A 25,136-nucleotide genomic window follows, 5' to 3' on the forward strand; every position below is an offset into this window, starting at 1 on the left:
CGGGGTGCCTCCCAAACTCGTGAACAACTGACGTCACGACTCGTGATTAAAGCCACTTGCCCGGGGGCCATTTGCAGGGGGTCAAGGGCGAGAAGCCCGTTTCAGCGATGTTGGTCGGTGTGTCGCTGCTGCCTGACGCGCTGCCGACGGCTGGGTGGGAGCAGCTGTACAGCGGGCAGGGGTGTGTTATGGCCTCGAACCGTGCTTCGGCTCTAACGGCTGATGGTCCGTCACCATGGTGGCAGTAGTCCCCGTGAGTGGAGAGCGGAGGGTCGGTGTCATGGTTCAACGCCTATCTGTCGTCGGCATTGACGGTACGTCGTACTGCCTGCAGTGCCATGAGAACGGAATTCTCACCCCGTTGAGCAACCGGCAGGACGACGGCTTCCTGTGCCCGGTCGGTGAGGATGCCGCTTGGGAAGTGGGCGCCGAGCTGAGCTGGGAGGAGTACGCCGCCGGCGCACCCTGCCGTGGCTGCGGCCAGCCGCTGCTCACTGCTCAGGAAGCGCCGGAGTGGCATTCCAAGGGGACCATGTATTACACGGAGGACGAGCAGGCCGAGGCTGCTGCGTATGAGGCCGAGTTCCGGGCTCGGCACCCGCTGTGCCATGCCTTCCGGTGGACGCTCGCTGGGCGCCTTGGCGAGCACTGCATGCGCTGCTGCCCTCCGCCGCCGCTGAGCCCGGAGCAGATGATGGCGGTGCTCGAAATCCTCTTCAAGGACAAGCGTGAGTCCGAGGCAGCCGCGGCCCGTCTGTCAGTGCAGCCCGATGAGCCGCATCCGCCGGGCCCGCTGTCCGCCCGTACGAATGAGGAGCTACAGGCGGAGATCCTGGGCCTGCGGGCCCGTGTCGCTGACCTCGAAGCCCAGCGGCCGGACGAACGCGGGACCGACTGATTGGGCCCGGGAACGCCCTGCTGTAGGCCGCTTCGCTGACGATGGTCCAGCGAGGTTGGTGCGGTTTGAACCGTACGTTCAAGCGGGTCCGGCCCCGGGCGTGCATCGGTTGATCGGGGCGCTTTCGAGGACGTTCGTGGCGTGGCCGAGCGCTTCCCACAGCTGGGCCTGGGTGGGCTCGGGTAGCTCGCCGGAGTCCAGCGCGCAGGCGTGCAGGGCTTGTTCGAGGGCGTTCGCTTCGGTGGGCTTCAGGCGGGCGCGGGCTGGGGGATGGGCGAGGATCTCGCGCAGTGCGTAGCCGTCGCCGGACTCGCTCATCCGCCTGATCAGCGAGTCCAGAAGCGGGCCACCTGCAGCGCCCCGGTCGTCGGAGGCTGCTTCGGCGGCGGTCAGGGCGAGGCGGGTGGTGAACAGGTCCAGCCCGGCGGTCGGTTGCAGGGACAGGCAGTGGTCGATGGCGGTGGCTGCTGTGTGCTGGTGGCCGGGGCGGCAGAGGGCGGTCAGGACAGCGGTGACGGCGTTCTCCCAGGGCTCGCCGGGTTCGGTGGCTTCGAGGAGTGCGAGTGCGCCGGCGGTGTCGCCGGTGGTGGCGCGGGCGAGGACGGCGACCTGGCGGCCGTCGAGCATGCGCAGCCCGATACCGCGGTGTTCCTGAAGATGGCGCATTGCGTCGTGCCAGCGGCCGGTGGTGGTGAGGGCACGGGTGCCGTCGGCCAGGACCACGCGCCAGAGCCACTTGCGGACTTCGGCACGTTGCTGGTGGGTCTCGGTGAGGTGGGCGGGGATGGTGACGCCGTCGAGGACGGTTCCGGCGCCGGTGGTGACGGCTTGGTAGAGGTCGAGCAGGAGCTGGTGGCCCTGTTCGTGGTGGCCGGCTCTGATGTGCAGGCGGGCGAGGTTGACGACGGGTTCGAGGCCGCGGATGGCGCTCGTCGGCGGCAGCGGTCCGAGGTTCAGGTAGAGGTGGGCATGGCGCCGGCACAGCTCGCGCGCATAGTCGGGTAGGCCGAGGTCGGAGGCGAGGAGAGCGGCTTGGTTGAAGACCGTGGATGCCAGGCCAGGGTCGGCCTGCCGGGTGCCCGCGTCGGCCAGCTCACAGAGCTTGTCGACGCGGGCTTCCAGGGGCAGGCACGCGGGCCGGATCCGGGCGACCAACGGGAAGCGCCGGGCGATGGGTCCGGTCGGGTGCACGGCGGCTACTCCCAGATGACGATGATCGGGTGGTGCGGGCGGGACAGGACAATCCGGCCGGCACCGGGGTCGGCGGTGGCCGAGACGTCGGGCAGCTCGAACCGAACGGTGCGGTTGCGGAACTCCTCGTCCCAGATGCGGATCTGTCGCGAGACCAGCTCGGCGAGGTCCCTGCTGGCGGGGCCGTGGCCGATGACGCCGGTCTCGAAGGTCTTCCGGCCGTCCTCGCTCGGTTCGGCGGGGCGGATGGTGAGGTAGGCGAGGGAGGAGCCGTCCACGGTCGCCATGGACCCCCAGCCGAACATGCGGGACACGCCGCGCTCCTGGGCGCTGTCGGCCACGCTCATCCGCATTAGAGAGTGCGGCAGTACGCAGGCCAGCCACAGGTCCATGTACTCGTAGGTCGTGCCGGCGACGATGTTTACGCCGGTCCAGCACTCGTGGCGCTCAGTACCGAGGACGCCGAGCAGGGTGGTGGCGTCGACCGCGTCGCTCTGGTCCTTGTGGACCTGGAGTTCCACGTCGCCCTGCTCGCCGAGGGTGACGGTGCGTCGGGCGTCATCCATGCTGGCACGCAGCGGCATGAACACCGCGAGTTGGCTGTCGACGGACACCCAGCCGCCTTGGCCTCGTTCGAAGGCGATGGAGCGGGAGGCGGTGCCGCGCAACCGCAGCGGGACGACGATCCGGCCGGTGGGCTTGAGCTGCCTGAGCCAGGCCGTGGGCATGTCGCTGGTGCCAACGGTGGCGATGACGCGGTCGTAGGGGGCGCCGTCGGGGTGGCCGAGTGCGCCGTCCGCGAGGACGACTTCGACGTTCGCGATGCCGGCGTCGGCGAGGTGCTTGCGGGCGCCGTCGACGAGGTCGTCGTCCACGTCCACGGTCACCACGTGTCCGTCGGAGCCCACCAGAGTGGCCATGTAGGCGGCGTTGACGCCGGTGCCGGCACCGGCCTCGAAGATCTGCTCGCCAGGCAGGGCGCCGAGCTGTTCGAGCATCATGGCCACGATCCACGGCTGGGAGGCGGCGCTGATCTGGGCGCCGGAGCCGTCAGTCTTGGTGTACGTGGGGTTGTCGGCGTACGCCGTCTTCAGCGGGACGTCGGGAAGGAAGTGCTCGCGAGGAACGGTGCGGAAGGCACGCTCGACGGCGGTGCTGTTGATCGCCTTCTGCTCACACAGGCGATCGGTGAGCGCGGCGCGCAGCTGCTCGGCGGTGACGGCGTTGTTGTCGCTGGGAGTAGTCACTTGGGCGACCCTATTGGTTGTGCGGATGGTGGACAGCGGGGACACGGGGTCCTCGCCGGAGTGGAAGACGGCGTCCAACGCCCTTGCTGCCATCGCTGCTTGGTGCTCGACGGGCAGGCCGGCGCGGTTGGCGTGGAAGAGGAGGTGGTGGGCGAGCACGGAGCGCAGCCCGCGGGTGAGCTGCCCTTGGCGGGCCAGGCGGGAGAGGTCCTGGCCGGCCGTCTCGAAGGCAGCGACCCATGTGTGGTGGCCGGTGAGCGGCCCGGGGGCCCGGGTGAGTTGCCGGGTGTCGACGGTCATCAGGCGGTGCATCGCCCCGGTCAGGGCTCGGGAGCGCTCCGGGTTCAGCGGCGGCGGATCGGGGCGCAGCTGGCTGAAGAGGTGCCAGACGTTGCCCTGCTCGTACCAGTCGAGGCTGGCGGCGCGCATCAGTACCCCGGCGAGCAGTACGGCGGTCTCGCGTCGGCCGACTGCGGGCTCCCGATCCCGAGCAGCGCGGGTGAGGAGGTGGCGGCTGTCCGTGTGGAACAACCGGTGGGCGACGTCCATCGCCTCGGCGCCGCCGAACGCCGCGGTCTCGGGCTCGTAGACGCCGAGGTTCCAGCCCGCGATGTGGCCCTCGTCGGCGAGGGAGTCGAGCAGGCAGGAGATCGCCAGGACCGGCTCCTTGGCCCGGTAGCGCAGCCGGAAAGGGTCCTTGCGCATGTACCACCAGTCCTCCAGCAGACCGGAGTTGCGGGCGCCTTCCAGGGCGGGAGCGAGGTCGCGGGCGGCGACGCGCTCGGCGTTGTCGCGGGGGATGGTGATGTCGTGCTGGATCCAGGCGGTGGTCATCGCTCTCCAAAGTTGGTCAGGCCGGGACAGGCGATCAGCAGGCAGGTGTCCCAGCCCGAGGCCGGGGGTGAGCCGGTGGCGGGGGCGAGGAGGCCGAGAGCGATGCCGGCGGCGCCTTCGAGGAACGCTGGGCCGGCGGTGGCCAGCAGGCAGCGGGCCTGTTCGTCGGGGTCGGTGCCAGGCGGGCAGGCGCTGTCCAGGAGCTGGGCGGCGGTCGAGCGGAGGCGGGCGGCGATGTGGATATCGGCGTCGCCAGCGGCGCGGTAGGCGATGTGAGCGAGTCCGGCGTAGCCGTGGCACGCGGACAGGTCGGTGGTGGTGGCGAACGCGACCGGGTCCGAAAGGGCCGTGGCGAGGGCACTCTCGGCGGTCTGGCGTCGGCGCCCGTCGCCAAGCGCGAGTGCGGCGAGCTGCTGGGCGCGGGCCACGCCGGCGGTTCCGTAGCACCAGCTCGGCCGCTGGCCTGGAAGCGGCTTTCGGTGCGGCTGGTCGAGGTGCACGGGGGTGGTCCAGTAGGGCCAGGCTGGGCCGTCCTGCCATCGGTCGAGCCAGGCGAGGATCACCTCGATCGCGTCCACCTGGCCGTGGACCGCAATGCCGCGCGACATGGCCAGGGACAGCAGAGCGAGCGGGCCGGCGATGCCGTGGGCGAGCCCGTTGTTGGCGTGCCCGAAGGGGAAGCCCGCGTCGGGCTTGCCGGAGGGCGCGGTCGCGGTCCACCAGCCGGGCAGGAGCTGGCCGTCGTGCCTGACCTCGTCGGTGAGGCGGACCAGATAGCGCAGCACTGCCCAGAGCGCCTGGCCGTCTGGGTCGCGGCGCAGCAGGTGGGCGCCGAGACCGGTCAGGCCGCGGATGGTGTCGAACTCTGCGAGGGCGGTGAGTTCCCCGCGGTTGATCCTGGCGTGCGCAGCGTCGCAGCGGTGGATCGCGTCGGCTGCGACGGCCTGGTCAAGTTCGGCCAGAGCCTGCCGGTAGCTGTGGGGGTGAACTTCGGCGGCGCTCGCCAGCGCATGGGCGAGTGCGGGCGCCCCGTAGTAGAGGTAGCAGCTGGGGCCCCGTGTCACTGCGCCGACCGCGGCCGTCAACCAGGCGTGGGCTCGTTCCCATGGAGCACGGCCGACGGCGGCACGCTCGATGTGCAGCAGGGCGATGCCCGGAAGGCCGTGGGCGAGCGACTGGCGCCACTGCGGCTGGGACGTCCAGGACACCGGCACGCGGGATGGGTCAGCGAGCAGGTCGGCGATGCGGTCGGACAGCTGCAGTGCGTGGTGCGGTGCGTTCACATCTCACCATTCCGGGACAGGCGGGCCAAGGCTGCAGCCCGGGCCAGGTACAGGACTTGGGCTTCGTCGTCGAAGTCGATGCGGTGGCCGCGCACGTAGGAGCAGTGCAGGAGCGAGCCAAGGACGTCGTCCAGCTCGACGCCTTGGGTGCGGGCGCTGGGAAAGAGGCGGCGGTAGGCGACGAGCGCCTTGTCGCGGCCGGCCCAGCCGTCCACGATCTCCGTTCCGCCCACCTCGTCCCGCAGAGCTGCCCAGTCGCAGGCGGGGTCTGCCAGGTGCACTGCTCGGCTGAACACCGGGCGCGGGATCGGAGCTGGGGCCTTGGGCGGGATGTTGCGGACCAGCCAGTCCAGCCCGGCGGTCGGTGAGCCGGTGAAGCTGGCCGCGATTGCGACGGCTTGGGCGGCCAGCAGTGCCTGCCTCTCGGGACGACGTGGCTGGGACAGCTGGGCGAGGGCGGCGGCGGAGTCGGTGCGGAAGACCTGCTCGGCCGCCTCCCAGGCGCTACCGTCGCCCCATCGGCCGATCTCGGGGAACGAGCTGGGGTAGGAGAGGTGGGCCAGCAGCCCGGCCTCGCGCAGTTCGCCGGCCCAGGTGCTGACCACCGCGGCCGTCGGGCCGAAGTCTGACGGGTCGTCGAGGGCGATGCGTAGCCGAAGGTGCTGGTGCGGGTCGCGGAAGCGGACGAACCACCAGCGTGGCCGGCAAAGCCGCTCCAGCAGTTCGGGAAGGTGGCGGGTGAGCACGGTGTCCTGGCGTTCCAGGTCGCCGTACAGGGCGGCGAGCAGCACCCGCGAGGTGCCGGGCGCGTCCCCGTGGCGGCGCCCCAGGAGCCGGGGCAGCCCGGGCTTGGGCAGGCGCGGCCAGGTCGGCGCGCGGGTGGCGGTGAGCGGAAGGACGATCTCGTGGGCCCGGCCGCCCGCCCAACCCAAGTCGGCCGGTTCGGGCGCTTCGGTCAGGATGGCCAATCCGGCGGTATCGAGGTGGGAGCGGAGCAACACGCGATGGCTGCTCTGGGCGAGGTCGAGCGGGAGCTTCTGGTCGCCGTCGGTCAGCAGCACCCGGTTCGGAAGGCGGCGCCGGATGATCCACTCTGTGAATTGCTGGTCCCACAGTGCCCAGACCTGGGCGCGGCCAGGGAGTTCGCCGGCGCTCAGCCGCCAGGTGGCGGGAGACAGGACGATTCGGCCGTGGCGCAGGCGGGGCAGGAACGGCAGCGTTCGCGCTGCGCCCCAGGAGAAGCGGGTGACCTGGGCACACTGTGCGCGGGAGAGCTCGGTGATGAGCCGGGCCAGCGGCGGAGTGTGGGTACGCAGGTTGAGGGCGTACGTCGCGGCGGCCTCGATGCGAACCCCGTGCCTGGGCGCGGCGAGGTACATCCGGCGCCCATCGCAGCCGACGGCCAAATCGCTCGGGCGGAGCACCTGCTCGGAGGGCTCGCGGTGCTCGGCCAGGCTGATGAGGAGCTGTCCGGTCGCCAGAGTGCGGGTGACGTGGGAGGTGGCCGGGTCCAGCGGCGGGTAGGACAGCTGGGCTGTGACCGTGCCCGAGTCCATTGCGGGCACGCTTGCCAATGCGGCGGTGAACTGCGTGCGCTGCTCGGAGGCGAGCAGCGGCAGGAACCGGCCGGTCGCCACGCCCGCCGCGCGCGAGACGGAGACCACCTCCAGCAGGAACTTGCCTGCAGTCAGCGATCGTTGGTCGCGGGCGTGCAGATGGAAGCCGATCTCCAGGTGGGATGGAAAGCGCGGCTCGGCCGGCCCGAAGTCCAAGGCCGCCAGCAGTGGATCGTCCAGGACGACCTCGCGCTGCCCGTCGAGCACGGACTGCTGGGCCAGGGCAGCAAGCGCCTCGTCGCGCTCGCCGAATCGAGGCCGCTCGGCCGACCGCGTTCCGGGGTAACCATCAGGCCAGCCGATCCCGCTGTCGGCCACCATGTCGAGCAGTGGCACCATAGCGCCGCGGCCGTAGCGCTCGTAGAAGCGTTGGTGGTACTCACGCCACGCCGCCACGCCGAAGGGGAAGGCACTGACGCGGGCAAGCAGTTCGGCGGCGCGCTCGGCCTCGCGGGCCACCGCCTCGGGCAGTACCAGGTCGGCGTCCAGGAGCAGGTCGACCGCGAACACGGGCCGTTTCACGGCTACTGCTCGGCCGGTGGTCGCCGTTGCGCGGACTCGGCCTGCTCGGCTGGGAGTGCGGTTGTGCTCGCGGAGGTCGGCGTGGAGCGAACGCAGAACGGCTACCAAGTCGGCGACCTCGGCGATGCTCTCGACTGCCGCCATGTCCAGCACGGACAGGAGGTGGCCGAGGGCGTCCGGTTCGGTTGCCGGGGCGTGCAGATTCGTGATCAGGACGCGGTTGGCGACCAGCTCGGTTAACGCTCGAGTGATGCGCTGGGGCGGAGTACTGGGGAAGGAAGCCGCCAGCTTCCCCGTTAGCGTCTCGAACCAGATCGGTGCGTGAGCGGCGGCGACGGCGAACGACACCGCGGTGGTGTGCCGCACGGTGACCTCGGCCGTGCCTGTGGCGCCGCCGGGGTGGGCGAGCGGCTGGTGCGGTACGACAAGCCGGTCCCCGCGCACGATGACGGTGTTGTTGGCGACCACCTCCAGCTGGGCGAGCAGCATGGGGCAGTCCTCCAGCTGGGCGATCACCTCGGCGAGCCACCCGGCCGCTGCCCGGACCACCGGCCGGTGCCCGTGGCCCCAGCTCAGTGCGGCGGAGGGGGCAAATCTGGCCGTCTGTACACCCGCGAAGAAACCGAACGGTGTTGGGCGGCCAGCGGCGCGCAACAGGTAGCGGCCAGTCGCCAGGACCGCGCGCCGGACCTCGCGTGCGTTCGGGTTGTCGTCCTGGCACAGCTGCTCGATCTGCCGGGCCAGGGTTGGGCTCGCGAGGGAGAGTGCCTCGGCCGTGTCTTCGTCGGCCCAGGCAGCGCGCAGCCACGCGGTCGACTCCGGTACCTGGCCAGCTGCGGTGCGAGTGACATCGGGCCAGTCCGGTGCTGCACTCAGCGAGTTGGCGACGGCGCGCACCATGGCGAGATCGGCCGCACGGTAAGGACTTGGCGGTTCGGGTGAGCGCATGGATGTCCTCGGTAGTCGTCGCGGTGTTTGGGTGCGGCGGTTGGCCCCGCCGGGAGGTGCCGGACGGAGCCAACCCCGTGTGGTGCTGCGGTCGGATCAGTGGACGCCGGTGGTGCAGGCGCCGCAGGTGCTGCCGCACCCGTCGTCGGTCAGCACCTGCAGGCTGGCCACGTCGGCCACCTCAACCGCCCTCACGTCGAGGTCGAACTCGTCGCTGACGGTGGCTGCCACGGCCGTGGACTGGACGCTGATCTTCTGGGCCATCTGTTCCTCCTATGTGGGTTTCTCTCATGGGTGCCTGGCCGTGCGGTTACGCGAGTGAGCCGTCCGGCCAGGAGACTGTGGGGGCGGCTGAACAGGCCGCCGGCCGACTACGGGTTGGGGATCGGCGCGGGCCACGCCGTCAGTTCCACGCTTTGGCAGCCGTGTAGGCAGTCCGATTCGCCGTCACAGGCGAGCCGCCTCCGCCTCAGATCCGGCCGAGGACAGAAGATCCGGCGGGGGCGCGAAGCCGGCCTCCAGCTGTAAGGCGGGACACGGCTCGCCCAGCGCGCGCAGCAGCAAACGATCACCTGTGAAGGACGAACGACCGTGCAAGACACGATGGTTGTCCAAGATCACGGCCTGGCCAGGTTCCAGCCGCAGCGTCGCTGTGTTGCGGCGTATCACGGCACGCAGGGCGGGAAGGTAGGGCTGGACAGCGGGAGAGAACTTGGCCAGGCCGTCCTGGCGCAGCTGGATGCGCCAGCGCTCGGTCGGCAGTCGTTCCAGTACCGGGGCGAGGCGGCCGGCGGCGCCGCCAAAGTAGGCAGCTCGCGGTGCCATGAGTGCTGTGACGGCTGCCGGCTGAAGGCTGGCCAACTCGCCGAGCACGGCCCGGTCGTCCACCAGCACGGTCGCCCCGCCCGCCTGCCCGCAGTGCAGACAGGCCAGCAGGATCAGGCGCGGTGGATCGGGCGCCTGCGTGCCCTCCGTATGGGCGAGAAGGGCTCCGTGGCCCAGGCCCGCGAACCCGGGCCGGTGGGCGTGCTGACCGGTGTCCCGGATCACGGTCAGACCGTCGGGATCGCTGTCGCGGTGCGCTCGCAGTGCCGGCATGAGCAGATGCGCTGCGGCCAGCACGTCGGCGCGCGAGCGCAGGCCAACCAGCCCGGCCGCGCCACGTTCGCGAAGAGCAACGCCGATTCGCGCGTCGACCAGAGCCGCATTGCTGCCCGCGCCCCAAGGCACGAAGAAGTCCGCCCCGACACTGCTCAAAGACATAGCAATCCCCCTGAGAAGGCCACCTGGATGGGAGACGACCACTGTCTCCACCGCTCCGTCGAACGTAAAGTGACAGACTGTCAAAACGTGATCATGGTCTGGAGTAGCCGCGGGACCTGCCGGAGCTGCTAGGTTCGAAATGCCTGCGACCGACCGCACACCGTGGAAGAAGGCATGACTTCTCAGCCCGAACAGCCATACGTACCAGCTCCCTTCCCCATCTCGATCAAGGGCGTGGTCCTCGACTCGCAGCAACGTGTCCTGCTGCTCAGGAACGAGCGAGGAGAGTGGGAGCTGCCCGGCGGGAAGCTGGAAGGCTCCGAGACACCGGTGGAGCGAGTGGAGACAGAGATCCACGAGGAGAGCGGCTGGACCGCGACCGCCGGACCGCTGCTGGACGTGTGGATGTACGAGCCGCTCCCCGGCCGACGGGTCTTTATCGTCACTTACGGCTGCACCGTCGCGGCAGCAGACGCCCACCGGCCCCCCGTGGTCAGCCACGAGCACAAGGAAGCCGGCCTCTTTCACCGCGACGTTGTCGACGGTCTGCCCATGCCCCAGGGCTACAAGGACTCCATCGCCCGCTGGTACGAACTCCTCGACCAGGACTGAGCCGTGGGCTACCAGGCCGAGCCCCGCGACGGCGTCCGCTGGCACTGGACGACCCCCAGAGCCCAGGACATCTTGCGCCGCCGCAGCCTGCCCGAGATTTTCCAGCTCTACCGCGAACTCAACGACCTGCCTCAGCAGGAGCTCGCTGACCTGCTTGGATACTCCACCAGCTACATCTCCCGCGTCGAGACCGGCTCGCGCACCATCACCGACGTCGGCACGCTGCGTCACATCGCCGAGTGCTTGCGGCTGCCACCCCACTGCTTCGGTATCACCGACGAAGCCGACGGAGATCACCGCACTGTGATCCAGCTCGGAGAGAGCGTGCTTCGCCTGGCCGAGATCGCCCGCCAAGCCGGCCAGGCCACCGCCGGGGTGGACGAATTGTGGCCCCTGGTCGCCAGGCTGGAAGCCCGTGTCGCCGACGGTCACACCGAAATCGACATCCTGCGGCTGCTCGCTCGCGCTCGCGTCAGCCTCGGCGTCGCCCTCGGCCATGTCCTGCCTGAGGAACGCCTGGCTGCCGCCGCCCGCTGGACCGGCAAGGGCCTGGCCGTCGCGCGCCGCCTCCAGGACCCAGCTCTGCACACACATGCCCTCCGGCACCACGGCAACGAGCTGCGCAAGGTTGGTCTGCTCGGCGCCGCGCTCGAGCGCCTCGGGCAGGCCCGGGCACTTGCCGGAACGCCGGCCGAGCGTGCCGAGGCCGTCGTCCTGTTGGCGCGCGCCGCCGGAGAGGCCGGCCGCGCCACGGTGTTCGACCAGGCGGTCGAGGAGGGCAGTCGACTCCTGGAGCGCGCGCCGGCCACCGCGCTGTTCTCGCCGTTCAGCCACTACGAGGTCCAGCTGCGCGGTCTGATGGGTACAGGACGCATCAAGCGGGCGGTTGACCTCTTGGAACAGGCACCCGCCCCGGGCCCACAGACCAGTGCGCAGTGGCGGATCATCTGCGCGATCACTGCCGGCGAAGTTCTTATGCAGCGCGGCGACAGTAGCGCGGCCAGTGAACAGATGCGCACCGCCATCGACGGTGCGGTCGTCCATCGACTCCCGCACCAGCTCCAGCGCGTCGTTCGGGCCAGCGGCTGCTTGCCGGATATCCAGATGCAGGGGAACGGTGCTCTCGCTCAGCTGCGGGCCGAAATAGCCGCGTGAGGTGCTGCGGCTACCGCTCCGCAGCCAAAAAATGGGATGGCGAAGACGGAGCCCGCACGGGGTCCGGTATCGGCGGAGCAGGTACGGGCGCGGGCGTTGGCCCAGGGTCCGTCGGGGGCCGCCTCCCGTGCTGACGTGCGGCACAGGCCGGGCCGTTCGGATACGGCCGTGTGCCGTCATGGAGGCGATGCGCTGCGCGATCACTGCCCGGCGGGCGAGGTCCTGCACAGGGCGCGGCACGTCATCCTCCCTCTCCAGGGCGACGAGGGCGAGGGCGGAGACGGCAAGTTCGAACCACACGCGCGTCCCCCCGGTCTCCTCGTCCTTCTCCGCCCCGTGCGCAGCGGCGACCAGGTTCACCAGGAGCAGCCCACGGCCGCCCTCCGCGTCTTCCCCTGCCTCCCGCTGCTCCGGCATGCCCCGGCCGGGATCGACCACCGCGACCCGCAACCTGTCGGTCTCGGCCACCACGTCCGCTTCGACCGTCAGCCGGGCGTGCGGGTCGTCCTTGTCGGTGCCGTGGAGCACGGCGTTCGTGACCACCTCGGACACCAGTAGACACACGTCGTCCTTCTCCGTGTCCGACAGCGGTATGCCGGACAGCTGCAGCTCCTTCACCACGCGCCTCCGGGTGGCGCCAACTGCAAAGGCCTTAGAAGCAGTTGAGAATTTCACCATGGGCATGACAGTTCCTCCGGGCCGTGCAGGCGGGTCGGCATGGGGGTTTGTTCCGGGGAAGCGGCCGGGACGGTCGCGGTGACCGTTTGCGGGTTCCGCAAGGTTCGCGGGAACGGCGATCTGCGGGCAACCGCAACAAGTTAGGGATGAGGCTGGGAAGTTGGGGTTTTTGGTGCGGCAACGTCGAAACCCCCAACTTCTTAGGGATTTCCGGCACGCATTGTGGCCTGCGCACTACGCTGAAGAGTCATTCGACCGATCGGGGAGGTGCAGGAGCATGACGCACAGTCCGTCCTGTGCCAAGCGCATCCGGCACGAGGCTGACGCCGAGCAGTGGGACATCGAGAGGATCGCCGACACCATCGAATCGTGCTGTGGCGTCAGTCGGCTGCGATCCCACCGTCTTGCCCGTGGTTGGACTCTCAGTCAAGCAGTCACCGAACTACAGCACTTGTGCGACTCTCTCCGCCTTTCAGCTCCAAGCCTGAACGCGGAACAGCTTCGAGCCTGGGAGGCGACTCCCCGCCGACCACGTGCCCGCACTATTGATCTTCTCTGTCGCCTCTATCGGACCGACGCCCAGGGCCTGGGCCTGACGGGTAATTACCGGCCCGGCGGTCAGGCGTCGACCAGCGGCGCAGAGGTCACCCTGCGCGCCGCCGCTGCGACGGGACCACAGTTCCGGCATCCGCCGGTGCCGGCAGGCCAGCGCACTGGCGATTCGTTGGACGCCCTGGTCGACTCAGCTCGCCGCGCGGTCGAGCGGACGCTCGCACTCACCACGGTCAGCGTGACTCAGCTGGAGGTTTTGGATGAGCGCATGATGGGCCTTCGGCGAAGCTACGTCGTCACGCCGCCGGCCGAGATGCTCACCCAGCTTCTCGAAGACCTGGAAGAGATCCGGGTCCTTTCAGGAGACCGTCAGCCCGCGAACGTCCAGCTCCGTCTGTCCGAAATGACGGCCCTGGTGGCGACACTCATCGCTGACGCCCTCATGAAACTGGGTCGGCTGCACCAGTCCCAACGGTGGTACGGCACTGCGCGCGCGGCTGCTGATGACAGTGGGAACACCGAGCTGAGGGCCCGCGTCCGCGCCCAGGCGGCCATGCTTCCGTATTACTACGGGCCGTTGGACACTGCCATCGACCTCGCCCGTCAAGCCCGGCTTCTCAACCGGAACCGCCCGACGGCAACCGGCGCCTTCGCGGCTGCCGCAGAGGCTCGGGCCCTCGCACGTCGGGGTGACGCGGAAGGAGCGCATACGGCGATCCGCCAGGCCCAGGACCTGTTCGAACGCTGCAAGCACGGCCGGGCCGACGATGCCTGGGCCTTCCCCGAGAGGCGGCTCTATCTCTACCTCAGCGGGGCGTACACATATCTCGGTGAGACCAGCCGCGCCCGTGCCGTTCAGCAGCAGGCGTTTCGCCTCTACCCGGACCGAACCGGTATCGATCCGGCGCTTCTGCACCTGGAAGAGGCGATGTGTCTGGTCCGAGAGCGGAGTCTTGCGGAAGCCTGCCAACTTGCCGGCCGCACTTACCTGGAGGTCCAGGAAGCGCACCGCACCACCATTCTTGGCTCAAGGGTTCAGGACGTCATTGACATACTCCCTTCGAGCCTCCGTTCTTCCCGGGCTGCCCGGGAGCTCGGCGAGATCTTGGCGCTTCCGGCCGGCCCGATGTGACAGCGGGGTGTTCCTCCGTCAGCCTTACGCCTATGAGCGCACCGGCACGGATCGGCGGCTTCGCCGAGTCCGAAGTGAACCATGTCCTCGAGCTAGCCTGCCGCGGAGTGGGCCTTGACGCCGCGAATGCCGTGCTGCTGCGCGGTCATACCAACGCCGTACTACGCCTGAGCAGCGCACCAGTGGTGGTCAAGATCGCTCGGCGTGGCTCTTCACTGGCCGACGTGCAACGGACTGTTCAGTTGGTCGCATGGCTAACCGGCCTCGGATTCCCAACCGTTCCGCTACACCCGGTGGAGCAGCCTGTTGTTGTCGACGGGCATCCAGTCACATTCTGGACATACCTGCCACAGCCCGATCGCCCCGTCTCCGCCGAACAGATTGCCGACCCGCTGCGAGCGCTCCATCAACTGCCCCACCCGCCGTTCGAACTCCGGCCGCTGGACACGGTAGGGGCGATCCGACGCTCACTGGCGGTCATCACGGCATTGCCACTGGAGGATCTGCAGTACCTCTCGGCACGCCTGGACCACTTGGAGAAGGAGCTCGCCGAGCTTCGCTTTGCCCTGCCCCAGGCGGTGCTCCAGGGAGACCCGCAGCACCGGAACGCGCTGCATCACGGTGATGACGCCGTGCTGTGCGACTGGGACACGGCCACCTTCGGCGACCCCGAGACGGATCTCGTGACCATAGAGATTCACTGCCGGCGCTTCGGGTACGGTCCAGCCCACTATGCGGCGTTCGCCCGCGCGTATGGATTCGATGTGACCGCCTGGGAAGGCTATAGCGTCCTCCGCGACCTCCGAGAGATGAGGATGATCACAACCAACGCCAAGAGGGCAGCACCGGGATCCGCGACCCTGACCGAGGTGGCCCGCCGTGTCGACGGTCTGCGACAGGGCGATCACGGGCTGCGCTGGCAGATCCTCTGAGCGATCGCGGCAATCAGAGCCGCAGGCCGCCCGCGGTTCAGGGAAGGCGAGAACCCGCCCTCAGTCCCAGCCCAGGGTGCGGCAATCCTCCGATGCCGGTCAACGAGACAGCGCAACGCGGCGCACGTCTGATACTCCACATCTGGGCAGGCATGGACTCCGCAGACAGTCATCGTGACACCTGCTGAGCCGGAGTGCCTACGTCAGTCCCTGGCTGACCATCACTCCGTTGCCGCGGGCCACACAGGACACCACGTGTGCCCCGTATCAATGAAGGAGTAATTGTCAAGATGTGTGGATGGGCTGGAGTGAGCGGGAGCTTGCCGCCGTAGACCTGTTTGAAAAGCCATCAGGCTGCGACCGCGGGAATCGGACTGGAGTCCGTCGCCTCCAGTTGGGAGACTGTTCGGATGGACACTCCAACGAGCCCGCTGCAAAACACGACGCATGATTGGGCGATCGCCGTGGACGGCGACCATCTCGCACGCATCCGCCGGGAACCGGCTACGTTCGCCCCTGGCGGCCTGCAGCACCTGGTTCTTGAGGTCATCGCCTATGCGGCAGACGAGGCGGAGGCCAACAACGGCAGCCGGTGCGTCGTCACCTTCCACCGCGATGGCTCAGTGTCTGTGTCCGACGATGGCCGTGGTGCCGCCACTCGTGTCGATGACCGTGGCCGCGTAGTGAAGAAGCCGGCCATGTCGACGAAGGACCTGCGGTTCTTCGACTCTCCTGACGCGCAAATACTTCCCGACGGGCATCCACGCCGTGGCATCTCCGTCGTCGCAGCATTGAGCGAATGGCTCGTTCATACCAACCGCCGCCGCAACGGCGCCTGGACGCAGCGATACGAACACGGCGTGCCGGTCACCGACCTGGTGCCCATCCCCGGCAGCGACCCGACCGGGACGACGGTTCACTTCCGTCCGGACGGGACTGTACGGGCCGACGGTGCGCCCGAAGTCATCGATCCGGTGCAGCTAGCTGTGTCGTGGCGAGAACTTTCGGTCGAGGTCCGTCACGAGGCCGACTGAGCATCCCGCGCGCGAGCATCGACGGGGGCGGCCACGCACACGGCCCGATCACGTGCTGGCCGACCGCGCCTAACTGTTCCCGGCCGATACGGGTACCCGCGCCGACGGCGACACCAGCTCGAAGCAGATCGCCACGGTTCGTCGCCCTCCCCAGTTCTGCACGGCGGCCTTCGCCCGTCGGTCAGGCTGCCCACCGTCGTTACGCAGCGTGTACTTCAGGACGTTCGACGAGGACGCCATTCTCGAACCTGGCACCTGCCCGGACCAGTGCCACGAGGTGTGCGCCGGTGATCGCCCGCCATCGGGCCTGGGCAGACTCGACGAGCTTGAACACCATCGCGAGGGCCGCGGCCGGGCTGCCGGCGCCGCGGGTAACCTTGGTCCGGAGCTTGACGGTGGAGAAGGTCGACTCGATGGGGTTCGTGGTCCGCAGGTGGATCCAGTGCTCGGCCGGGAAGTCGTAGAACGCCAGCAGTTCCTCCTGATCGCCGGTGATCTTCGCGACAGCTTTCGGGAACTTCGCGCCGTAGGTCTTCGCGAACGTCTCGATCGCCTTCTCGGCGTGGACGCGGTCCTCGGCGTTGTAGATCTCCTGCATGGCCTTGGTCGCGCCAGGCTGTGCGGACTTCGGCAGGGCGTTGGTGACATTGCGAGCCTTGTGAACCCAGCACCTTTGATGGCGGGCGGCGGGAAACACCTCCCGAAGCGCCTTCCACAGGCCCATCGCGCCGTCGCCGACGACCAGTTCAGGAGCGCGCATGCCACGACGGCGGCAGTCACGCAGCAGATCGGCCCACGACTCGGTCGACTCGCGCAGCCCCTCGGCCAGCGCGATCAGCTCCTTGGTGCCGTCCAGCCGCACACCCATCAGCACCAGCACGCACGAGTGGGCCTGCCCGAGCCGGACCTTGGGGTGCACGCCGTCGGCCCACACGTAGACGAAGTCGCTGTCCGCGAGGTCGCGGTCCTGGAAGGCGGCGTGATCGTCATGCCACTGCTTAGTCAGCCGGGTCACGGTGGCCGGTGACAGCCCGGCCGCAGAGCCGAGGAATTGTTCCAGCGCCGGCACAAAGTCTCCCGACGACAGGCCGTGCAGGTAGAGCAGCGGCAGTACCTCGCTGACCTTGGGCGACTTACGGCACCAGGGCGGCAGAATCTTGGAGGCGAACCGCTGCCGCTCGCCCGTGGCCGGGTCGACGCGCTTGTCGTTCACCCGCGGGGCCGTCACCTCGACGGGGCCGGCCGCCGTGACCACGCTGCGGGGCCGGTGATGGCCGTTGCGGACCACCAGGCGGTGCCCGCGCTGGTCGGTCTCGGCTTCCAACTCGGCTATGCACTGGTTGACTTCGGCCTCCAGTGCGGCGGCCAGCATCCGGCGGGCGCCCTCTCGGACGATCTCGTCGATCAGGGAGCCGGACTGGGTGGAGCCGTCGGCGGTGACTACGCTGAGCACGGGCGTGCCTTCCCGACCCGCGCTGAAACGCGGGCCTACTCGGTGACCATCACAGGATCATTCGGGAAGGTACGCCCTCCGCGTGCCCTCCCGGAACCGATCCACAGGTCTTGAGCATTGCTCTCAGCTTGTTGTTTAACGTCGCGGGTCACCCGACCTGCTGATCTGCGGTTCTTTCCGGGACAGCGGAGGCGGCCGTTCTCCACGCTTCGAGATGTCGAGTCACGAAGCACGAGAGAACGGCCGCTGCCCATGAGTCTTCCCGTCGACGCGCCCGTAGGTGACGCGTTGGGCATCTTGTCCCGCTTTCGGGTCGAGTTCTACGAGAGTCTGTACAAGCGGGCGGATGTGCTCTTCGAGCTCACGGACGCGCTGTTGTGCGTGGACGGGCCGGTCAAGACACTGGTGGACCTGTCGCTGGCCGCCGAGCACCGGCGCGGGCACGGCGCGATGTACGCAGCGTTGGACCGGGGCTGGCTGGAGCCGACCCGGTTGCGACGCACACTGGCAGCCCTGCCGATCCCCCGGCTCGCCGACGGGCGCATCGCCCTGGCCGTGGACGTCTCCAACTGGCTCCGCCCCGATGCCCCCACCAGCGACGACCGCCTGTTCTGCCACGTCTACGGCCGCGGCCGCAGCGCCGACCAGTTCATCCCCGGCTGGCCCTATTCCTTCGTCGCCGCGCTGGAGTCCGGCCGCACCTCCTGGACCGGTCTGCTGGACGCGGTCCGGCTCGGCCCGCAGGACGACGCCACTGCAGTGACCGCCGCCCAACTGCGCGAGGTCACCGGGCGCCTGATCGCCGCCGGGCACTGGCAGGCCGACGATCCGGACATCCTCATAGTGATGGACGCCGGCTACGACGTCACCCGCCTGGCCCACCTCCTATCCGACCTGCCCCTCGAACTCATCGGCCGACTGCGTTCAGACCGGGTCATGCTCCGCGACGCGGGCGAGCCCCGCTCCACGCCCAGGGGCGGGCGCCCCCGCAAGCACGGCACCGCGTTCACCTTCGCCAAGCCCGAGTCCTGGCACGAGCCCGACACCACCACCCGCACCGAGACCACCCGCTACGGCAAAGCCGAGGCCAGGGCCTGGGACCGGATGCACCAGCGCCTGCAAAAGCGCGGCCCCTGGCTCGACCACGAAGGCGAAATTCCCATCACCCACGGCACGTTGGTCCGCCTCAAGGTCGAGCACCTGCCCGGCGAACGCGAGGCAAAGCCGCTGTGGCTGTGGTCCTCGGCCACCGGCATCGACACCGCCCACCTGGACCGGATCTGGCGCACCTTCCTACGAAGATTCGATCTTGAGCACACCTTTCGCCTGCTCAAGGGCACTCTGGGCTGGACCGCGCCGCACTTTCGCGCGCCGGACACCGCCGATCTGTGGACCTGGCTTGTCATCGTTGCCCACACCCAGCTCCGCCTGGCTCGCCCGCTGACCGCCGACTTGCGCCGTCCCTGGGAACGTCCCTTGCCCGCAGCGAAGTTGACCCCGGCCCGGGTCCGCCGGGGGTTCCGCAACATCCGCGCGAAGGTCCTCACTCCGGCTGGCGTGCCGAAACCCTCCCGGCCGGGCCCCGGACGGCCACCGGGCTCGAAGAACCGCAGGCCGGCACCCCGCCACGACGTCGGCAAGACCGTCAAACGCGAACCCACACTCCAAGCCCACCTTGCCGCGCGAGGTTAAAGATCAAGCTCAGAAGGCGTTGTCTTTCCGAGAGTGATGGGTGCGTTTCTGCTGGTCAGGAATGGTGCGGGCGTCTCGGTGGCAGAGACGGGGTGTCGTGTCGTCTCTGCGGTGGAGGTGCCGGATGCCGTCGGTGATGGGGCTGTTGGAGGAGCGCGAGCGTGCTGCTCGGCGGCGGGTGGAGGTCCTGCAGGCCGAACTGCGGGAAGCCGAGGCTGTGTGGGAGCGATTCGTGATTGCCCGTCAGACGGTGGCGGAAGTCTTGGCGGAACCTCGCACGAGCGAGGAGGCGCCGTCGGTCGTGGCGACCGGCGTCGGGGCGTCGCGGGTCACCTCGGCGGTGCGCGGATCGGTGGTGCCCGCCTGGAGGGAAGGTCTCGATCCGAGTTCGCTGGCGCCGGACTACCAGCGGCTCGTGGAGGTCCTGGCCGATCGGGGCGGGGAGGTGATGGACTGTCGGCAGCTCGCGGCGGCCTTGGGTCTGGACGTGGTCGCGGCGAAGGTCGAGGGGGTACGGTCGAAGGTGAAGCGCCTGGCCGTGCGGGGCTGGCTGGCCGAGGACCGTCCGGGGATGTTCAGTATGGTCGCCGGGCGAGTCGGCGGCTCATGACCATGCTCATTGACCACCGGATCATCGCCTCGGAGGTGTCGGTGCGGGTCTCGTAGTCGCGGGCCAGGCGGCGTGATCGCATCAGCCACGCGAACGTCCGTTCCACCAGCCACCTTTTCGGCAGCACCACGAAGCCCGTGGCGTCGTCGGTCCGCTTGACCACGGTCAGCGCGATCCGCAGCACGTCGCGGGCGAGGTCGACCAGACGCCCCGTGTAACCGCCGTCGGCCCACACCAGCGAGATGCGCCAGTGCCGCATCCGCAATCGCTCCAGCAGCGTCCAGCCGGCCTCGCGGTCGGTGACGCAGGCTGCGGTCACCATCACGGCCAGCAGCAGCCCGAGGGTGTCCACGACGATATGCCTCAAGATAACGCCCGTTCACCTTCTTCCCGCCGTCGAACCCCCGGCTCGCCGCCGGCACGGACGCCGCCCCCTTCACCGACTGGGAGTCGATGATCCCGGCGGTCGGCTCCGGATCACGGCCCGCCTCCTTCCGGACCCGGTCGCGCAGCCGGTCGTGGAACTCGGCGACCAGGCCCGTGTCACGCCAGCGCCTGAAGAAGGCGTAGACGCGGTCCCACGCGGGAAAGTCCGCAGGCACCGCCCTCCAGGCGATGCCGCCCGCGACCAGGTAGCGCACAGCGTCGACCAGCTGCCGGTGGCAGTAGCCCTCTGGCTGCCCGCCGCGGCCTTCCAGCCAGGCGGGCACGGGCATCGCGTCGCGCACGACGGCCCATTCCGCGTCGTTCATGTCCGACGGGTATCTCGGACGCCTGTGCGTGCGGTCCCCGGCATTCCCGAACCGGTGAGCGAGGCAATCACACGACAGGGGTGCAGGGTTGGACGACAACGGCGTAGACACGGAAGACTGCAGCACCAGGGGCCTCCTGTTGCTCGGCTGGATTCGACACCCACGAGCTGTGCGGGAGGCCCCACTTTCATGCCCTGTTGATCAGAGAATCACCCGACCGAGTTGGCAGACTCGAACTCACGCCCACGAAGTTCGATAGAGCAACGGCTAGTCAATGAAGTTGATTGATCGCGTCGACAATTCGTTGGCGAGAACGACTCGACTGGATGACCCGGACAGATGTGGTCGCGTTCCGAGAATTCGTCTGGACGGGGCCGTTAGTTCGGGGCGCCTGTCCTCCGTCCCCGTGAACGGTCCCCGAGATGCTGGTTCTACGGCAGGAACTTGCCATACACCGGTACTTGAGAGATCGACACCGGGGCCTTCGTGGCCCTGCGGACAGCGGGGAGATGGAGCGATGGCAGACATGACCGCCGAAATCGGAGCTTGTCGCGCTCTTCGTGTCGTGGTGGTGATGGCTTGCCTGGCCGTCCTGGCGGCATGCGGGCCGACGTTGAGGAGTCGTACCCACCCCGGTAGGTCCGCGTCGCCGCTACCTCTGGGCATGGTCGAGGAGGTTCCCATGCAGGTTCCGGTGCCCTGGCCCGACACCTGAGCCATCGACAGCTCGGAGATGAACAGGGCAGCTTGGTCTTCCCGCCGAGAGTGAGGTGGTCGAACGAACCAGGGGTACGGGCTAGTTCGGAATCTTGTCAGACTTTGCACTCTTCAGTGTGAAAAGCGTCAATATTCGCATCTTCTTCGGCATAAATGCCGTCATACACCGGTACTGGAGTGCGGCGCCGGATTCTTCGTGGTCCAGGTAATGAGCAGGAGGCGAGGCAATGGTGGAGTCAACTCGGCTGAATGGCCGCAGGGGGACCTTGGCCCGGATGGTGAGTCTGGCGTGCCTGACGGGATTGGTCGGCTGTACGAGCGAAGTCTCACCCAGCGTGGAGGTCACGCCGAAGGCCTCCGCCTCGACCTCCAGGACCGCCAGCGCTGCTTCGACTGTCTCGGGCTCCGCTTCGGCTGCGCCAGCTCCTTCGTGGTTGGGCGTCGCCGCGCCTCCTGAGGCGCTTGCTGCCTATGACGCGATGTGGGAGGACGTCATGGCGGCCGCGCTGACAGCCGACTATCGGAACCCTCGACTGGCAGCTCACATGACGGGGCAACCACTGACGCTCTGGTCCCAGACGTTCGCGGATGAGCAGGGTAAGGGGCTTGTGGGCAAGGGGCGTTTGGTGTGGAAGGCGCGGGTGACGTCGGTGTCGCCGCCGACCGCGCCGAATCGGGTGGAGGTCGCGGACTGCCTGGACGACACGCACTGGCTGAAGTACAAGGCTGACGGAAGCCTGGCTGACGATGTCCCAGGAGGCCGCAGCCGCTCCGCGTCCGCGATCACGTTGCAGGCGGACGGCAAGTGGGCGGTCAGCGAGCAGATCACCGGTGCTGAGGGCACGTGCTGAGTCGCGCGGCGGTGGTCGCCGCTGGGGCCGTCCTTGCATCCGTAAGTCAATTGGGCGTTGCACTGGCTGACGGACAGGGCGCCCACTATGGCACTACCGTCTGTGGAAACGGAAGCTGCGACTTGTCGGCGGCTCACATTGCTGCGACTCCCGGTGATACAGGTGCAACTCGGCCGACTACAGGCGGCCCGGCGGGAGATGGCCAGAAGCCGGTCTGTGTCAGCGTGCCGAAGTCGGATGTGCTCACGCTCAGCAACGGTCACCAGGGTCAGTGGTACGTCCTCGATTGCGGCGGAACGCTTCCTCAGGGCAGTTTCGGGAGCACCCCTATTACCGGCGCTCCGCTGTGGGCGGATTTCGGAGGTGCTCAGACGCCGGAGCCGGTAGTTGATCCCGCAGCACTGGCCGCGAGGGCGGTGGCGCAGCTGCAGCTGCCGAAGCCTGTGGTGAGAATGTCGCCGGTGGAGACGGCGCGGCAGGTGGTGGGTGTTCCGTCGTGGCTGTGGGTGGATCGGTCGGTCTGGACTCCGGTGCGGTCCACGGCCGAGGTCCCCGGGGTGGTCGTGGAAGCCGTGGCGACCCCGACCTCGGCGGTGTGGGAGTTCGGGGACGGGTCGGCGGTGGTGGTGTGTCGGGGGCCGGGGACGCCGTACGGGCCGGATTCGGATCCGTACGCGGCTTCGCCGGACTGCGGGCACACCTTCGAGCGGCCGTCCGTCGGGGAGGCGGGCGGGGTGTTCCAGGCGGTGGTGACGGCGCACTGGTCGGTGTCGTGGTCGGGGGCCGGCCGGGGCGGGGTGTTCCCGGATCTGACGACGAGGTCGGTGCTGCCGGTGAAGGTGGTGGAGGTCCAGTCGCTCGTGGTGGCGGGCGGCGGCCGCTGAGGCCCTGTGAGCGTCGTGTTGGTCGGGATCGTTGAGGAGTGGTGCGTTGATGCTGACATTGAAAGTTCCCTCGGCGCGGGCGCGGCGCGAGCAGCCCGGCCCGGCACTGACGAAGGGTGAGGGGGTGCGGATTGCGGCAGTACGGCGGCGGGACCGGATGCGGCTGCTCACCGGGCTGATGGTCATGGCGGTGTGTGCGCTGCTCTTCGGCGTGCTGGCGGTTGCCACGGGGCATCGCAGCCAGGTGCTGGCGCTGGCGAAGCCGGTGGCGGCGGGACAGGTGCTGACGGGCGCTGACGTGAAGTCGGTGCTGGTCTCCGCTGAGGAAGGGCTCACGATGATCTCGGCGGGACGGCGGGACGCGGTGGTGGGGCAGAAGGTGAACTCGGCCCTTCCGGCGGGCCTGCTGCTCTCGGAGGACCTGCTCGGGCAGGGGCCGACACCGCCCGGGTCGGCGGTCGTGACGCTCGCGCTGAAGGAGGGAAGGTATCCGCCCACGCTGGGCGCGGGCGAGCGGGTGTCCGTGTATGAGACCCGTCCCGCGGCCACGGTCGGCGGCGCCGGGGCGGGCCCGGCCGGGGCAGAACCGGTGACCGCGATGACGCTGGACGTCCGCCCGGGCGGCGGATCGTCCGGCGGTGCGGTCGTGATGCTGCAGGTCACCGTGGGCCAAGCGGGTCGGCTGGTGGCTGATCAGGAACCTGCCGTAGTGCTGCTGGGGGCCGATCCGGTGGGGAGTGCACGCTGATGCCGGTGATCGTGGTGGGTTCGGCGAAGGGTTCGCCCGGGGCGAGCACGACCGCTCTGGCGCTGGCCGCGGCCTGGCCTGGACAGGCGCGCCTGCTGGTCGTGGAGGCGGATGCTTCGGGCGGCGATGCGCTGCTGCGCTTCGGAATGCGCGAGACACCGGGGCTGGTGAGCCTGGCGGCGGCCTCCCGGCGCAGCGGTGTGACGGCGGCGTTGGTACGTGAGCACGCTCAGCGGTTGCCCGGCGGTGTCGAGGTGGTGGTCGCCCCGGCGGAGGCCGGCCAGTGCACGGCTGCGCTGGATGCACTGGGTGAGGCGTGGGCGGACGCGGACCTCGGCGGCGCGCTGGTGGTCGCCGACTGCGGCCGACTGGGTTTGGACACGGGCACTGCTACGGAGTTGCTTCGCATCGCGGACGCCGTGGTGCTGGTCAGCGGCGGAGCGGTGGAGGCGCTCGGGCATACGGCGGAGGCGGCGGCGCGGCTACGGCCCCACGCCGGGTATCTGGTGGTCGCGGTGATCGGGCGGTGCGCCTGGCCCGCGCCCGAGGTAGAAGCGGCCCTGGGTGCTGATACGTGCGTAATGCTGCCGCACGACGAGGCGAGTGCGGCCCTGCTGCGCGGCGCGCCGGTACCGCGCCGCCGCTGGCCGGCCCGGCCCCGGCACCCGCTGATGGATGTGGCCCGGCGTCTGGCCGTCGTGCTGGAACGGCAGTTGCTCGGGCGTCCTGAGCGTGAGGACGACCAGCGGACTGAGGGCGATCCGGTGGCAGCTGCGCAGGTCAGCCTGGCGTCCGTTCTGGGAGGTGAACGCGCATGAGTACGACCCCACAGGCAGTTCCCGCGAGGGCTGCGGTCGCGGGCAGTCCAGGGCTGGGTGACCGGGCGTTGAGCGAGGCGCTGCGGGAGGAGGTCGCGCAGCTTCTCGTCGCCGAGGCCCAGAGGCGGGAGGAGGCGGGGCTGAGCTCGATGACGGCGCACGAACGGCGGGCGGTGGGGGAGCGGCTGCTGAGTGAGGCGATGGAGCGCCACACCACCCGGCTGCTGGGCCAGGGATGGCGGGCGCTGGATTCGGGTGCTGAGACGCGGGCACTTCGGGCCGCGCATGACGCGCTGTTCGGTCTGGGCGGGCTGCAGGCGCTGCTGGACAACGAGTTGGTGGAGAACATCCACGCGAACGGCTGCGACACGGTGTTCGTGCGCTTCGCCGACGGCCGCAAGGAGCAGGTCGCGCCGATCGCTGCTTCGGACGCCGAGTTGGTGGAGCTGATCCGTACGGTCGCCGCGCGCGGGGGATCGGAGGAGCGCAGGTTCGACCGGGCGGTGCCGCGCTTGAACGTGCAGCTGCCGGACGGGTCGCGGATGTTCGCGGTGATGGCGGTCTCCGGCCGGGTCTCCCTCTCCATTCGCCGCCACCGGTATCCCCGGGCGACGCTGCCTGAGGGGCCACGCGTTTTCCGGACAGCCGCCGTGTGCTTGAAAGCTACGCTGCGAGCCGCATGTTGCGATGCTCGAGATACGCCTCGCGCGGCGT

The 25,136-nt window shown here is 69.2% G+C and carries 21 protein-coding genes and 2 pseudogenes; 13 read left to right on the plus strand and 10 right to left on the minus strand.

What is annotated here, in order from left to right:
- The first annotated feature begins 280 nt into the window (after positions 1 to 280).
- The gene (locus P3T29_RS25240; RefSeq protein ID WP_280718907.1) at positions 281 to 898 is read left to right on the plus strand and encodes a hypothetical protein; all 618 of its coding nucleotides are present in this window, start codon (positions 281 to 283) and stop codon (positions 896 to 898) included.
- 78 nt (positions 899 to 976) lie between these two features.
- On the opposite strand, the gene P3T29_RS25245 is transcribed toward P3T29_RS25240, so the two are convergent.
- From P3T29_RS25245 to P3T29_RS25270, 6 genes are all read right to left on the minus strand, one after another.
- Positions 977 to 2,089 (minus strand): hypothetical protein, encoded by a 1,113-nt coding sequence (locus P3T29_RS25245; RefSeq protein WP_280718908.1) that lies wholly within the window; start codon positions 2,087 to 2,089, stop codon positions 977 to 979.
- 5 nt (positions 2,090 to 2,094) lie between these two features.
- Positions 2,095 to 4,170, minus strand: coding sequence for a methyltransferase, FxLD system (fxlM, locus tag P3T29_RS25250; protein ID WP_280718909.1), 2,076 nt, complete (start codon positions 4,168 to 4,170; stop codon positions 2,095 to 2,097).
- Complete coding sequence (locus P3T29_RS25255) at positions 4,167 to 5,453, minus strand: lanthionine synthetase C family protein (protein ID WP_280718910.1); 1,287 nt, start codon at positions 5,451 to 5,453, stop codon at positions 4,167 to 4,169. The genes fxlM and P3T29_RS25255 overlap by 4 nt, the downstream gene beginning before the upstream one ends.
- Positions 5,450 to 8,491: a lantibiotic dehydratase gene (locus tag P3T29_RS25260; protein WP_280718911.1), complete on the minus strand. Its 3,042-nt coding sequence runs from the start codon at positions 8,489 to 8,491 to the stop codon at positions 5,450 to 5,452. The genes P3T29_RS25255 and P3T29_RS25260 overlap by 4 nt, the downstream gene beginning before the upstream one ends.
- Positions 8,492 to 8,635: 144 nt before the next feature.
- Complete coding sequence (locus P3T29_RS25265; protein ID WP_280718912.1) at positions 8,636 to 8,803, minus strand: FxLD family lanthipeptide; 168 nt, start codon at positions 8,801 to 8,803, stop codon at positions 8,636 to 8,638.
- Between the two features lie 183 nt (positions 8,804 to 8,986).
- Positions 8,987 to 9,802: a TauD/TfdA family dioxygenase gene (locus tag P3T29_RS25270; RefSeq protein WP_280718913.1), complete on the minus strand. Its 816-nt coding sequence runs from the start codon at positions 9,800 to 9,802 to the stop codon at positions 8,987 to 8,989.
- 174 nt (positions 9,803 to 9,976) lie between these two features.
- Here P3T29_RS25270 and P3T29_RS25275 point away from each other — a divergent pair, with 174 nt between their 5' ends.
- From P3T29_RS25275 to P3T29_RS25300, 6 genes are all read left to right on the plus strand, one after another.
- Positions 9,977 to 10,414 carry an NUDIX domain-containing protein gene (locus tag P3T29_RS25275; protein ID WP_280718914.1) on the plus strand — a complete coding sequence of 146 codons (438 nt, stop codon included), beginning with the start codon at positions 9,977 to 9,979 and terminating at the stop codon, positions 10,412 to 10,414.
- A gap of 3 nt (positions 10,415 to 10,417) precedes the next feature.
- Positions 10,418 to 11,569, plus strand: a complete 1,152-nt coding sequence (locus P3T29_RS25280; protein WP_280718915.1) for a helix-turn-helix transcriptional regulator — start codon at positions 10,418 to 10,420, stop codon at positions 11,567 to 11,569.
- A 336-nt stretch (positions 11,570 to 11,905) separates the two neighbouring features.
- On the plus strand, positions 11,906 to 12,127 hold the full coding sequence (locus P3T29_RS25285) for a hypothetical protein (RefSeq protein WP_280718916.1): 222 nt from the start codon (positions 11,906 to 11,908) through the stop codon (positions 12,125 to 12,127).
- A gap of 397 nt (positions 12,128 to 12,524) precedes the next feature.
- Positions 12,525 to 13,931: a hypothetical protein gene (locus tag P3T29_RS25290; protein ID WP_280718917.1), complete on the plus strand. Its 1,407-nt coding sequence runs from the start codon at positions 12,525 to 12,527 to the stop codon at positions 13,929 to 13,931.
- Between the two features lie 32 nt (positions 13,932 to 13,963).
- Complete coding sequence (locus P3T29_RS25295; protein WP_280718918.1) at positions 13,964 to 14,863, plus strand: aminoglycoside phosphotransferase family protein; 900 nt, start codon at positions 13,964 to 13,966, stop codon at positions 14,861 to 14,863.
- Between the two features lie 410 nt (positions 14,864 to 15,273).
- Positions 15,274 to 15,897, plus strand: coding sequence for an ATP-binding protein (locus P3T29_RS25300; protein WP_280718919.1), 624 nt, complete (start codon positions 15,274 to 15,276; stop codon positions 15,895 to 15,897).
- A gap of 199 nt (positions 15,898 to 16,096) precedes the next feature.
- Here P3T29_RS25300 and P3T29_RS25305 read toward each other — a convergent pair whose 3' ends face one another.
- On the minus strand, positions 16,097 to 17,350 hold the full coding sequence (locus P3T29_RS25305) for an IS256 family transposase (protein ID WP_280718920.1): 1,254 nt from the start codon (positions 17,348 to 17,350) through the stop codon (positions 16,097 to 16,099).
- Positions 17,351 to 17,602: 252 nt separating this feature from the next.
- Between P3T29_RS25305 and P3T29_RS25310 the strand changes: the two genes are divergently transcribed.
- A complete protein-coding gene (locus tag P3T29_RS25310; protein WP_280718921.1) occupies positions 17,603 to 19,042 on the plus strand; it encodes an NF041680 family putative transposase in 1,440 nt (479 codons plus the stop codon).
- A gap of 124 nt (positions 19,043 to 19,166) precedes the next feature.
- Complete coding sequence (locus P3T29_RS25315; protein ID WP_280718922.1) at positions 19,167 to 19,652, plus strand: hypothetical protein; 486 nt, start codon at positions 19,167 to 19,169, stop codon at positions 19,650 to 19,652.
- Here P3T29_RS25315 and P3T29_RS25320 read toward each other — a convergent pair.
- Positions 19,618 to 20,019, minus strand: a complete 402-nt coding sequence (locus P3T29_RS25320; RefSeq protein ID WP_280718923.1) for a transposase — start codon at positions 20,017 to 20,019, stop codon at positions 19,618 to 19,620. The two genes, P3T29_RS25315 and P3T29_RS25320, sit on opposite strands and share 35 nt — an antisense overlap.
- A 211-nt stretch (positions 20,020 to 20,230) precedes the next feature.
- Positions 20,231 to 20,404: pseudogene (locus tag P3T29_RS25325) on the minus strand (transposase); the annotation flags it as partial.
- A gap of 1,151 nt (positions 20,405 to 21,555) precedes the next feature.
- On the opposite strand from P3T29_RS25325, the gene P3T29_RS25330 reads away from it, so the two are divergent.
- Complete coding sequence (locus P3T29_RS25330) at positions 21,556 to 21,972, plus strand: hypothetical protein (protein WP_280718924.1); 417 nt, start codon at positions 21,556 to 21,558, stop codon at positions 21,970 to 21,972.
- Between the two features lie 367 nt (positions 21,973 to 22,339).
- Here P3T29_RS25330 and P3T29_RS25335 read toward each other — a convergent pair whose 3' ends face one another.
- Positions 22,340 to 22,915, minus strand: a complete 576-nt coding sequence (locus tag P3T29_RS25335; RefSeq protein WP_280718925.1) for a hypothetical protein — start codon at positions 22,913 to 22,915, stop codon at positions 22,340 to 22,342.
- Here P3T29_RS25335 and P3T29_RS25340 point away from each other — a divergent pair.
- The 3 genes and pseudogenes from P3T29_RS25340 to P3T29_RS25350 all read left to right on the plus strand — a co-directional run.
- Positions 22,903 to 23,604 carry a hypothetical protein gene (locus P3T29_RS25340; RefSeq protein WP_280718926.1) on the plus strand — a complete coding sequence of 234 codons (702 nt, stop codon included), beginning with the start codon at positions 22,903 to 22,905 and terminating at the stop codon, positions 23,602 to 23,604. The genes P3T29_RS25335 and P3T29_RS25340 overlap by 13 nt on opposite strands.
- Positions 23,604 to 24,422, plus strand: coding sequence for a hypothetical protein (locus tag P3T29_RS25345; RefSeq protein WP_280718927.1), 819 nt, complete (start codon positions 23,604 to 23,606; stop codon positions 24,420 to 24,422). Before P3T29_RS25340 ends, P3T29_RS25345 begins: the two co-directional genes overlap by 1 nt.
- Before the next feature lie 68 nt (positions 24,423 to 24,490).
- Positions 24,491 to 25,136 (plus strand): annotated as a pseudogene (locus P3T29_RS25350) (CpaF family protein); the annotation flags it as partial.

The organism is Kitasatospora sp. MAP5-34, from assembly GCF_029894335.1.
GTDB lineage: Bacteria > Actinomycetota > Actinomycetes > Streptomycetales > Streptomycetaceae > Kitasatospora.

Bases quoted from the DNA above. Each gene is read 5' to 3' on its own strand.
- P3T29_RS25310 (WP_280718921.1), top strand. From the start codon at position 17,603: ATGAGTCTTCCCGTCGACGCGCCCGTAGGTGACGCGTTGGGCATCTTG.
- P3T29_RS25240 (WP_280718907.1), top strand. From the start codon at position 281: ATGGTTCAACGCCTATCTGTCGTCGGCATTGACGGTACGTCGTACTGC.
- P3T29_RS25275 (WP_280718914.1), top strand. From the start codon at position 9,977: ATGACTTCTCAGCCCGAACAGCCATACGTACCAGCTCCCTTCCCCATC.
- P3T29_RS25260 (WP_280718911.1), bottom strand. From the start codon at position 8,491: ATGGTGCGCGCCGTCGCCAACTCGCTGAGTGCAGCACCGGACTGGCCC.
- P3T29_RS25300 (WP_280718919.1), top strand. From the start codon at position 15,274: ATGGACACTCCAACGAGCCCGCTGCAAAACACGACGCATGATTGGGCG.
- P3T29_RS25265 (WP_280718912.1), bottom strand. From the start codon at position 8,803: ATGGCCCAGAAGATCAGCGTCCAGTCCACGGCCGTGGCAGCCACCGTC.
- P3T29_RS25295 (WP_280718918.1), top strand. From the start codon at position 13,964: ATGAGCGCACCGGCACGGATCGGCGGCTTCGCCGAGTCCGAAGTGAAC.
- fxlM (WP_280718909.1), bottom strand. From the start codon at position 4,170: ATGACCACCGCCTGGATCCAGCACGACATCACCATCCCCCGCGACAAC.
- P3T29_RS25345 (WP_280718927.1), top strand. From the start codon at position 23,604: ATGCCGGTGATCGTGGTGGGTTCGGCGAAGGGTTCGCCCGGGGCGAGC.
- P3T29_RS25270 (WP_280718913.1), bottom strand. From the start codon at position 9,802: ATGTCTTTGAGCAGTGTCGGGGCGGACTTCTTCGTGCCTTGGGGCGCG.
- P3T29_RS25315 (WP_280718922.1), top strand. From the start codon at position 19,167: ATGCCGTCGGTGATGGGGCTGTTGGAGGAGCGCGAGCGTGCTGCTCGG.
- P3T29_RS25335 (WP_280718925.1), bottom strand. From the start codon at position 22,915: ATGTCAGCATCAACGCACCACTCCTCAACGATCCCGACCAACACGACG.
- P3T29_RS25290 (WP_280718917.1), top strand. From the start codon at position 12,525: ATGACGCACAGTCCGTCCTGTGCCAAGCGCATCCGGCACGAGGCTGAC.